Annotated in this window: 9 protein-coding genes; 6 read left to right on the forward strand and 3 right to left on the reverse strand. The window is 72.7% G+C overall.

All coding sequences use genetic code 11. The features are described 5' to 3' along the window. On the forward strand, nt 1–1,361 hold a 1,361-nt coding region (locus MR1_RS20265; protein ID WP_169797712.1), incomplete at its 5' end, for a DUF5719 family protein. A gap of 58 nt (nt 1,362–1,419) precedes the next feature. Here MR1_RS20265 and MR1_RS17495 read toward each other — a convergent pair. Then, nucleotides 1,420–1,860, reverse strand: coding sequence for a hypothetical protein (locus MR1_RS17495; protein WP_174522562.1), 441 nt, complete (start codon nt 1,858–1,860; stop codon nt 1,420–1,422). Between the two features lie 177 nt (nt 1,861–2,037). On the opposite strand from MR1_RS17495, the gene MR1_RS17500 reads away from it, so the two are divergent. Continuing rightward, nucleotides 2,038–2,244, forward strand: coding sequence for a DUF3499 family protein (locus MR1_RS17500; protein ID WP_067250009.1), 207 nt, complete (start codon nt 2,038–2,040; stop codon nt 2,242–2,244). A 57-nt stretch (nt 2,245–2,301) separates the two neighbouring features. After that, nucleotides 2,302–3,750 (forward strand): adenosylhomocysteinase, encoded by a 1,449-nt coding sequence (gene ahcY, locus MR1_RS17505; protein WP_067250013.1) that lies wholly within the window; start codon nt 2,302–2,304, stop codon nt 3,748–3,750. Nucleotides 3,751–3,786: 36 nt separating this feature from the next. Here ahcY and MR1_RS17510 read toward each other — a convergent pair whose 3' ends face one another. After that, a complete protein-coding gene (locus MR1_RS17510; protein WP_067250016.1) occupies nt 3,787–4,611 on the reverse strand; it encodes an RDD family protein in 825 nt (274 codons plus the stop codon). 309 nt (nt 4,612–4,920) lie between these two features. On the opposite strand from MR1_RS17510, the gene MR1_RS17515 reads away from it, so the two are divergent. Further along, on the forward strand, nt 4,921–5,913 hold the full coding sequence (locus MR1_RS17515; protein ID WP_067250019.1) for a stage II sporulation protein M: 993 nt from the start codon (nt 4,921–4,923) through the stop codon (nt 5,911–5,913). Nucleotides 5,914–5,955: 42 nt separating this feature from the next. On the opposite strand, the gene MR1_RS17520 is transcribed toward MR1_RS17515, so the two are convergent. Then, a complete protein-coding gene (locus tag MR1_RS17520; RefSeq protein ID WP_067250023.1) occupies nt 5,956–6,726 on the reverse strand; it encodes an aquaporin in 771 nt (256 codons plus the stop codon). Between the two features lie 181 nt (nt 6,727–6,907). Between MR1_RS17520 and MR1_RS17525 the strand changes: the two genes are divergently transcribed. After that, entirely contained in the window at nt 6,908–7,351 is a 444-nt protein-coding gene (locus tag MR1_RS17525) for a Fur family transcriptional regulator (RefSeq protein WP_067250026.1), read from the forward strand. 82 nt (nt 7,352–7,433) lie between these two features. After that, nucleotides 7,434–9,695: a catalase/peroxidase HPI gene (katG, locus tag MR1_RS17530; protein ID WP_067250031.1), complete on the forward strand. Its 2,262-nt coding sequence runs from the start codon at nt 7,434–7,436 to the stop codon at nt 9,693–9,695. The last annotated feature ends 266 nt before the right edge of the window (nt 9,696–9,961 follow it).

A 9,961-nucleotide genomic window follows, 5' to 3' on the forward strand; every position in this document is an offset into this window, starting at 1 on the left:
CCAGTGCGCGGGTGATCGCGGGCGTCGTCGTCAGCGCCGCGTGCGTCGCCGGCGTCGTCCTGGCCGTGCCTGCCGCCTGGCCGGTCGTCGCGCAGGAGCCCGCGCACCGCTCCGTCGCCCCCGTCGCCGGGGACGCGCTGCTCACCTGCTCAGGCCCCTTCCGCGCTCTCGGGCGTGACGCGCAGGACGCCGGGCGCCTTTCCACCGCGGGGACGCCCGAGATCGTGCGCGGCGCCGTCGACGGGGTTCGGCTCGAGGAGCGGACGATCGCGATCCCCGACGTCGACGGCACCACGGAGTCTCCGATGTTCGTCGCTCCTCCGGTGGACCGGGAGCCCGCACAGGCCGCCGCCGCCGAGTCGGTCGCGATCGCGGCTCCGGACGTGTCCGGATACGCCGCCGCCGCCTGCCGCACGCCCAGCATGGAGTCGTGGATCGTCGGGGGCGCCGCCGGGACGGGATCGGGGGACGTCATCCTCGTCGCGAACCCGAGCGACGTCACCGCCACGGTGACGTTCCGGTTCTTCGGCACGCAGGGGGAGCGCACGACGAGCGAGCTCGTGATCCCTCCGGGGTCGCAGCGTTCGGTCCCGCTCGCCTCCGGCGCCGCCGGGCAGACCGCTCCCGTCGTCCAGGCCACGGCCGAGGGCGCTCCGGTGCGGGTCGCTCTGCAGTCGAGCCTCATCCGCACGCTGGACCCGGCCGGGATCGACGTCCAGGACGGCGTCCTTCGTCCGGACACCGAGGTCTCCCTGCTCGGGGTGCGCGTCGTGCTGCCGCCGGACGGGGAGGGGGCGTCGACGGTCGTGCGCCTGCTGGCCCCGTCGTCGGACGCGACGGTGACCCTGCAGGCGCGCCTGGCGGACAGCGGCGCCGCGGTCGGCGAGCCCAAGAGCGTGTCGCTCACGGAGGGGCAGCCCGCCGAGGTCGACATGTCCGAACTGAAGCCCGGCCTCTACAGCATCGACATCGACGCGAGCGCCCCTGTCGTGGCCGCGGCCTGGCAGACGACGGGACGCGGCGGCGGGGCCGATTTCGCGTGGATGACCCCGGCGCCGGAGCTGGAGGGGACGACCGCCTTCGCGGTCGCGAAGGGCCCGTCGCCGACGCTGCACCTGCACAACGACGGATCGGTCGACGCCGAGGTGACGCTGGAGCCGGTCGGCGGGGGCGCCCCGGTCACGGTCCAGGTGCCCGCGGGCGGATCCGCGGTCTCGGCGGTGGACGGCGAGCAGGTGTACACGATGACGTCCGCGACGCCGGTGCGCGCGGCGGTCGCGTTCTCGGGGCCCTCGCAGATCGCCGGCTATCCCGTGTGGCCGGCGACCGCGACGTCTCCGCAGATCACCGTCTACCCCTAGGGCGGGTCGTCCGGACGCCGCTGACGCGCTCAGTCGTCCGCCGGCCGCGACGACGCGCTCAGTCGTCCGGGTGTCCCGGCGCGCCGAACTCCCACGGGTCGCGCCCGGCGTACTCCGCGGCAGCGCGGAAGACCGCGCCCTCGGTCGCCACCCGCCGGTGCAGGTCGTCGTCGTGCCCGGGCACGAGCAGCCGCTCGATCGGCACCCGGTACAGGACGATCCGCTGCCGCTGGGTGTCCACGTGCCAGCGCGGCACCCGCTCGCCGTCGACGACGGACGGCATGGAGGCGATGTCGAAGCGCACGTCGCGCAGCTCCGGCCACGTGGAGCGGAGGAAGTCGACCGCGGTGCCGACGGCGAGATCGAAGCGGTCCAGGCGGCCGTCCAGCGGAGGCAGCGGCGGCCGGACGACCGGGCTCCGGCCGAGGCGGCCGTGGCGGCCGTGACGCGCGGCCCGACGAGGCGGGACGGCGTTGCGCGACGGGCGACGGCGGTGCATGCCGCCAGTCTAGGTCCGCCAGCGCACGACGCGAGACCCCCTCCGCCCGCCCATACCCCCTTCCACACACGGATCTGGGAGGGGGTCCGGGCGGGACGAGGGGGTCTCGCGGGCAGGACCGAGGAAGTCCGCGCGGCGTCCCGCCGACACGGCGGCACCGGGCCTAGGCTGGCATCGATGTCCGGACGACTCTGCTCCAAGGTCGGCTGCGCGCGAGAGGCCGTGGCCACGCTCACCTATGACTACGGCGACCAGATGGCCGCGCTGGGTCCGCTGGGCGCCGAGAACGATCCGCACGCGCACGACCTCTGCGCCATCCACGCCGACCGGCTCTCGGTCCCGGCCGGGTGGATCGTCGTCCGCCACGAGACCCTCCGCGCCTGACATCCGCGTGTGACGATCCGTCTGCACCGGCCAGGCGGGGAGTGGGATGATGGTCGGATGCCGACCACGCCCGAGTACGCCGTCGCCGATCTCTCCCTGGCCGAGGCAGGCCGCCACCAGCTCCGGCTCGCCGAGAACGAGATGCCCGGGCTCATGGCGCTGCGCGCGGAGTACGGGCCGTCCCAGCCGCTGAAGGGTGCGCGGATCGCCGGGTCCCTGCACATGACGGTGCAGACCGCGGTGCTCATCGAGACGCTCGTGGCGCTCGGGGCCGAGGTCCGCTGGGCCAGCTGCAACATCTTCTCCACGCAGGACGAGGCCGCCGCGGCGGTCGTGGTCGGCCCGGACGGCACGCTGGACGAGCCGGCCGGCGTGTCCGTGTTCGCGTGGAAGGGGGAGACCCTCGAGGAGTACTGGGGCTGCACGGCCCGCATCTTCGACTGGTCCGCCACGGGCCACGACGGCCCGACCCTGATCCTCGACGACGGTGGGGACGCGACCCTCCTCGTCCACAAGGGGCGCGAGTTCGAGGCGGCCGGATCCGTGCCCGAGGCCGGCGCCGACGACGCGCCGGAGTACCGGATCGTCCTGGATCTGCTGCGACGGTCGCTGGACGCGGATCCCCAGCGGTGGACCAGGGCGGCGGCCGGCATCGTCGGCGTCACGGAGGAGACCACGACCGGCGTGCACCGGCTCTATGAACTGGAGGCCGCGGGGGAGCTGCTGTTCCCCGCGATCAACGTCAACGACTCCGTGACGAAGTCGAAGTTCGACAACAAGTACGGGATCCGCCACTCGATGCCGGACGGGCTGAACCGCGCCACCGACGTCCTCATCGGTGGCAAGGTCGCCTTCGTCTGCGGCTACGGCGACGTCGGGAAGGGCGCGGCCGAGGCCCTGCGGGGCCAGGGGGCGCGGGTGCTCGTCAGCGAGGTCGATCCGATCTGCGCGCTGCAGGCGGCGATGGACGGGTTCCAGGTGGCGCGCCTGGCGGACGTGGCGCCCCAGGTCGACATCGTGGTGACCGGCACGGGCAACCGCGATGTCGTCACCACGGCGGACATGCTCGCTCTCAAGCACCTCGCGATCGTCGCCAACGTCGGCCACTTCGACAACGAGATCGACATCGCCGGGCTGGCCGCGCTGGAGGGCGCGGAGGCGGTCGAGATCAAGCCGCAGGTGCACGAGTGGCGACTGCCCACCGGGCGCAGCATCCTCGTGCTCAGCGAGGGCCGGCTGATGAACCTCGGCAACGCGACCGGGCACCCGTCGTTCGTGATGAGCGCCTCGTTCACCAATCAGGTGCTCGCCCAGATCGAGCTCTTCACGCGCCCGGAGCAGTACCCGCTGGGCGTGTACACCCTGCCGAAGGCGTTGGACGAGAAGGTGGCCCGTCTGCATCTGGACGCGCTGGGCGCGGTCCTGACCGAGCTCACGCCCGCGCAGGCCGCGTACATCGGCGTGCCGGTCGAGGGTCCGTACAAGCGGGACGACTACCGCTACTGACGGATCGGTCCCCGGCGCGGATGGGGCGGGGCGGGGTCAGGAGCGCAGGCGCATTCCGGTGAGCTGCTCTGCGCGCTCGTCCGCGATCCGCAGCGCGCGCGTCTCGCGTTCCCGGCGCAGGACGGTCGCCGCGACCAGCACCACCTCGTCCGGAGCGGAAGGCAGGGGGGAGATGTACGGCGCGGCCTCCGTGAGCAGTTCGTGGGCGACGCGGACGCGCGCCGCGGGCAGCAGACGGTCGGCGTGCTCCAGGAACTGCGAGATCCTCCGCGCGAGGCGGTCGGGCATCCGGGCGACGTCCGCGACCCGCGCCCACTCGGCCAGGGCGGGCGGCATGCTCGGCGTGTGCACGGGCAGCCGGGGCGTGCGCACCCTCTGGCTGTACGTGCCCGCGACGAGGTCACCCAGGCGCTGCGAGCGGGCGGAGAACGCGCCGGTCAGCACGGCGACGGCGCCGAAAGTCATGTAGATCTCGAGGACGCCGATGAGCGCGCGGATGAAGGCGTGGCGGAAGCCGGTCGCACCGCCGTCGAGGCGGACGATCCGCCCGCCGACGGCGAGCCGCCCGAGGCTGCGCCCGCGGGTGGCCACCTCGATCGTGCAGGGCACGACCACGAAGGCGACGACCGCCATGAGGACGGTGAGGATGCGGTCGATGGCAGGGTCGAATCCGAGCGCCGAGACGAGCCACAGCCGCAGGAACAGGAAGGCGGCCATCACGATCAGCGACAGCAGGACGTCGATCGCCGCGCCGAGGGCCCGGAGGAAGAAGCCGACCGGCTGCACGTCGATCGCGACGGCCTCGCCGGAGAGCACCTCGTCGTCGGCAGGCCGGGAGACGGCGGCCTGCGGTTCGGACATGAGGACAGTAAATCAGACGCGGCCCGGTCGGGTCGGTTGCCTGCGGAGCGCCACCTCCGTGCGGTCGCGCCGCGAGCCGGGCCGAGCAGCGGCGGAGACCACACGCTCGCGCGGAGTCGGGACCGGGGACTCGCCGCCGTATCGTGCGCATGCCGTGCGAACGAGAGGACCACGCGCACCCCCGGAGACCACACGCTCACGCGGAGCCGCCGTTCCTGTCCCGCTGCCGCTGTGCGTGTTCTCCGCTGCGGTCCGCGGCGGCTGACAGGGCTGACGCTGCCGACGCTCGGGACGCGTACAGTGAATCGGGTGGATGCCGACGCCCTCGCCGATGCCCGCCGCGCCGAGTGGGCGCGCCTGGACGAGCTGACGCGCGCACGCCTGGACGGAGAGGGCGTCGACGAGCTGATCATGCGCTATCGCGCGGCCTCGGCGGACCTCGCGGACCTGAAGACCTCGGTCGGGACGTCGCCGCAGAGCGCCTACGTGTCGACGATCCTCGCGCGGGCACGCCTGCGGCTGACCGGGGCCGCGGACAACATCCTCGTCCAGACTGGGCGCTTCTTCGCCCGGCAGCTCCCGGCCGCGCTGTACCGACTGCGCTGGACGACTCTCGCGGTCACGCTCGTCGCCCTCGTCATCATCGCGGGGACCGCGGCATGGATCTCCTCCGACCCCGCCCTCGTGGCGGCGCTCGGCCCGCCGGACCTGCTCGCGCAGTACGCCGACGAGGACTTCACCGGGTATTACACCGAGAACCCGCCGGCGGTGTTCGCCGGCATGGTCTGGACCAACAATGCGTGGATCGCCGCGCAGTGCGTGCTCTTCGGGGTGACGGGGATCTGGCCCGTGTACGCGATCGTGCAGAACGCCATGAACGTGGGAGTCGCGATCGCCATCCTCGCGGCTCACGGCCGCGGCGACGTCGCTGTGCTGTATCTCCTGCCGCACGGGCTGCTGGAGCTGACCTGCATCTTCGTCGCGGCGGCGGCCGGTCTCCACGTCTTCTGGGCCTGGGTGGCGCCCGGGGCCCGCACCCGCGGCGCCGCGCTCGCCGAGGCGGGGCGATCCCTCGCCACCGTCGCGATGGGGCTCGTGTTCGCACTGGCGCTGGCGGGACTCGTCGAGGGGTTCGTCACGGGCTGGGCGCTTCCCTGGCCGATCAAGATCGGGATCGGCGTCGCCGCGCTCGCCGTGTTCCTCGTGTACATGCTCGGCGTCGGGCGTCGGGCCGCCCGGCAGGGGGAGACGGGCGATCTCGTCGAGTACGAGGCCGGGACGCCGACGCTCATGGCCGGCTGAGCGGCGCCCGCTGAACCCACGAGGCGCGCGGCGGCGGCCCGGTCAGGCCGGGTCCGCGTGCGGTGCGCGTCCCTCGAACAGCGCGCGGTGCGCGTACCCGGCGATGAGGGCTCCGACGCACGGGAAGACGAGGAAGACCCACAGCTGCGACAGGGGGACGATGCCCCCGTAGATCGCCGTCGCGAGAGAGCGCGCGGGGTTTACCGACGTGCCGTCGATCGGGATGCTGACGAGGTGGATCAGGGTCAGCGAGAGCCCGATCGCGAGACCGGCGAACGGGGTGCCCCGGCGGGGGTGGGTCGTGCCGAGGATGACGAACAGGAAGACGGCGGTGAGGACGATCTCGGCGGTGATGGCGGCGAACATCCCGAATCCGCCCGGGGATCTCTCGCCCCAGCCGTTGCTCGCGAATCCGCCGTCCTGCACCCGGGCGAGCCATCCGTCGGGGCCGAAGGTGCCCAGGAGCGTCAGCACGGTCGTCGCGACGGCGCCGCCGACGAACTGCGCCACGACGTAGCCGCCGACGTCCCGCCACGGCAGGCGTCCCGCCGCGGCGGCGCCGATCGACACGGCCGGGTTGAAGTGGCCGCCGGACAACGGCCCGAACGTGTAGACGCCGACGACGACGGTCAGGCCGAAAGCGAGCGCGACGGCCAGGTAGACGCCCGGGCCCGCCGCCGGATCGGTGAATCGCGTCGAGGCGAACAGGGCCGTCCCGATCCCGCCGAAGACCAGGAGGAACGTGCCGAAGGCCTCCGCGACCAGGCGGGTGCCGTAGGGGGGAGGCGGAACGCTGACAGGGGTGTCGCTCATGGCGCTCGAGGTCCTTTCGGAGCGGCGGTGGGGGTCGCGCTCTCCCGATGATCCCGCGCCCCGCGACGACCGGCTCCGAGGCGCGCCGCCGAGGCGAGCGCCTGTCGGCGGGGCCACTGCGGCGACGCGCCCGGGACCGAGGTTGTCTTGAATGATTCAAAGAAACAGGTAGGCTGGCGACATGACCGAGACGCACGCCCCCCTCGTCGCGGAGGCGGCGATCCGGCGTGCGGGCCTGCGTGTGACGGAGTCCCGCCGCCAGGTCTTCGAGGCGCTGCGCGCCCAGCCGCATGCGAGTGCGGAGGACGTGTACGAGCGGGTGCGCCCGGCGCTGGCCTCCACGAGTCGTCAGTCGGTCTACAACGCACTAGGCGACTTCGCCGCGGCCGGCATCGTGCGACGCATCGAGCCCGCGGGGCACCCCATGCTCTTCGAGCTGCGGGTCGACGACAACCACCATCACCTCATCTGCACGCGTTGCGGGGGCGTCGAGGACGTCGACTGCGCCACCGGCCACGCGCCGTGCCTGATCCCGAGCGAGACGCACGGATACCGGATCGCGACCGCCGAGGTCACCTACTGGGGCCTGTGCGCGGCGTGCGCTGCGGAGACTGACCCCGCCTGACCCCCCTCCTCCCGCAACGGCTCCGGCCGTTCCTCACCGACCCCACCGCACCTCATCGACCGCAATCAAGGGAAGGACACCCATGACCGATCTCCAGACGCCGGGGACCGACGACACGACCGACATCGACCAGTCCGTCACCGTGACGGACGAGCCGAACGACGCGGGCGCATGCCCGGTCGTGCATGCCCAGCCGCACCCCACGATGGGCTCGGCCAACCGCGTGTGGTGGCCGGAGCAGCTCAACGTCCGGATCCTGGCGAAGAACACCGCTGAGCGCAATCCGCTCGACGCGGGCTTCGACTACAAGGCCGCGTTCGAGGCGCTCGACCTCGCCGAGGTGAAGAAGGACATCCACGAGGTCATCACGGTCTCGCAGGACTGGTGGCCCGCCGACTTCGGCCACTACGGTCCGCTCATCATCCGCATGGCCTGGCACAGCGCAGGCACCTACCGCGTCACGGACGGGCGCGGCGGCGGCGGGACCGGGCAGCAGCGGTTCGCCCCGCTGAACAGCTGGCCGGACAACGTGGGCCTCGACAAGGCCCGTCGCCTGCTGTGGCCGGTCAAGAAGAAGTACGGTCAGGCGCTCAGCTGGGGCGACCTGATGATCCTCGCCGGGAACGTGGCGCTGGAGTCCATGGGCTTCGAGACCTTCGGCTTCGCCGGCGGCCGGGTCGACGCGTGGGAGCCGGACGACGATGTGTACTGGGGCCCGGAGACGACCTGGCTGGGCGACGAGCGCTACTCGGGCGACCGCGAGCTGGAGCGTCCTCTCGCCGCCGTCCAGATGGGACTGATCTACGTCAACCCGGAGGGTCCCAACGGCAATCCGGACCCGATCGCCGCGGCCCGCGACATCCGCGAGACGTTCGCGCGCATGGCGATGAACGACGAGGAGACCGTCGCCCTCATCGCCGGCGGTCACACGTTCGGCAAGACCCACGGTGCCGCGTCCGATGAGAACGTGGAGGACAACCCCGAGGCCGCAGGGCTGGAGATGCAGGGCCTGGGCTGGAAGAACAACCACGGGACCGGCAAGGGCGACGACCAGATCACCTCCGGCCTCGAGGTCACGTGGACCTACCACCCGACCCGCTGGGACAACGAGTTCTTCCACATCCTCTACGCCTACGAGTGGGAGCTCTTCCAGAGCCCGGCCGGCGCGCACCAGTGGCGCCCGATCAACGGCGGGGGAGCGGACATGGTCCCGCTCGCGCACTCCGACGGACGCAGGGAGCCGCGGATGCTCACCACGGACCTGGCGCTGCGCATGGACCCGGAGTACGACAAGATCTCCCGCCGGTTCAAGGACGACACCCAGGCGTTCTCGGACGCCTTCGCCCGCGCGTGGTTCAAGCTGACCCACCGCGACATGGGCCCGCGGGCCCGTTACGCCGGAGCCGAGGTCCCGGCCGAGGAGCTCATCTGGCAGGACAACGTGCCGGCCGTCGACCACGCGCTGGTCGGCGCCGCCGAGATCGCCGACCTCAAGGGACGCATCGCCGAGTCCGGCCTCTCGGTCTCCGACCTCGTGTCGGTGACGTGGGCGGCGGCGGCCTCGTTCCGCGGCAGCGACAAGCGCGGCGGCGCCAACGGCGCGCGCATCCGCCTCGCGCCGCAGAAGGACTGGGAGGTCAACGACCCGGCCCGCGTCGCGCGCGTGATCGGTGCGCTGGAGTCGATCCGGGAGGCGTTCCACGCGTCGCGGACGGATGACGTCCGGGTGTCGCTCGCCGACCTCCTCGTCCTGGCGGGCAACGCCGCGGTGGAGAAGGCGGCGCGGGAAGCGGGGGTCGAGATCGAGGTGCCGTTCCACCCTGGTCGCACGGACGCATCCCAGGAGCAGACGGACGTCGAGTCGTTCCGCTTCCTGGAGCCGATGGCGGACGGGTTCCGCAACTACGCGGCGTCGAACGTCGCCGGCATCCCCGCCGAGCACCTGCTGCTGGACCGGGCCAACCTGCTCACCCTGACCGCTCCGGAGATGACCGTGCTCGTCGGCGGCCTCCGGGTCCTTGGTGCGAACTGGGACGGCTCCGCGTATGGCGTCTTCACGGACCGCCCGGGCGTGCTCACGAACGACTTCTTCGTGAACCTGCTCGATCTCGGCACGACGTGGAAGCCTCTGGACCCGGGCTCCCACGCGTTCGAGGGGCGCAAGGACGGCTCCGGTGAGCTCGTCGGCCGCGGCACCCGCGTCGACCTGGTCTTCGGCTCGAACTCGGAGCTGCGCGCGCTCGCCGAGGTCTACGCCTCGGACGACGCGGCCGAGAAGTTCGTGCGCGACTTCGTCGCCGCCTGGGCCAAGGTCACGGAGCTGGACCGGTTCGACCTGCGCTGACGCTTGTCCGGTGATGACCCCCGCCCTTCTCGGGCGGGGGTCGTCCTCGTTTCGGGGCGCGTTCGCGGGGTCCGGGGCGCGGCACGGGTGGGATTCGGCCGGGATCGGACCCCAAACGCCGGCGACGCGCCGCTCGACGTCAGAGCCGGCCGGCTGCCTTCAGCTCCAGGTAGCGGTCGGCGATCCGCGGCGGCAGCGCCTCCGGATCCGCAGCCAGCGGCTCGCCGCCGGCGCGGCGCACGGCGTCGGCCACGGACGCGGCGTCG

The organism is Microbacterium resistens NBRC 103078, from assembly GCF_001552355.1.
GTDB lineage: Bacteria > Actinomycetota > Actinomycetes > Actinomycetales > Microbacteriaceae > Microbacterium > Microbacterium resistens.

Excerpts from the sequence above, each read along its gene's own strand:
- MR1_RS17500 (WP_067250009.1), top strand. The coding sequence starts at position 2,038 with ATGTCCGGACGACTCTGCTCCAAGGTCGGCTGCGCGCGAGAGGCCGTG.
- MR1_RS17495 (WP_174522562.1), bottom strand. The coding sequence starts at position 1,860 with ATGCACCGCCGTCGCCCGTCGCGCAACGCCGTCCCGCCTCGTCGGGCC.
- MR1_RS17510 (WP_067250016.1), bottom strand. The coding sequence starts at position 4,611 with ATGTCCGAACCGCAGGCCGCCGTCTCCCGGCCTGCCGACGACGAGGTG.
- MR1_RS17520 (WP_067250023.1), bottom strand. The coding sequence starts at position 6,726 with ATGAGCGACACCCCTGTCAGCGTTCCGCCTCCCCCCTACGGCACCCGC.
- katG (WP_067250031.1), top strand. The coding sequence starts at position 7,434 with ATGACCGATCTCCAGACGCCGGGGACCGACGACACGACCGACATCGAC.
- ahcY (WP_067250013.1), top strand. The coding sequence starts at position 2,302 with ATGCCGACCACGCCCGAGTACGCCGTCGCCGATCTCTCCCTGGCCGAG.
- MR1_RS17525 (WP_067250026.1), top strand. The coding sequence starts at position 6,908 with ATGACCGAGACGCACGCCCCCCTCGTCGCGGAGGCGGCGATCCGGCGT.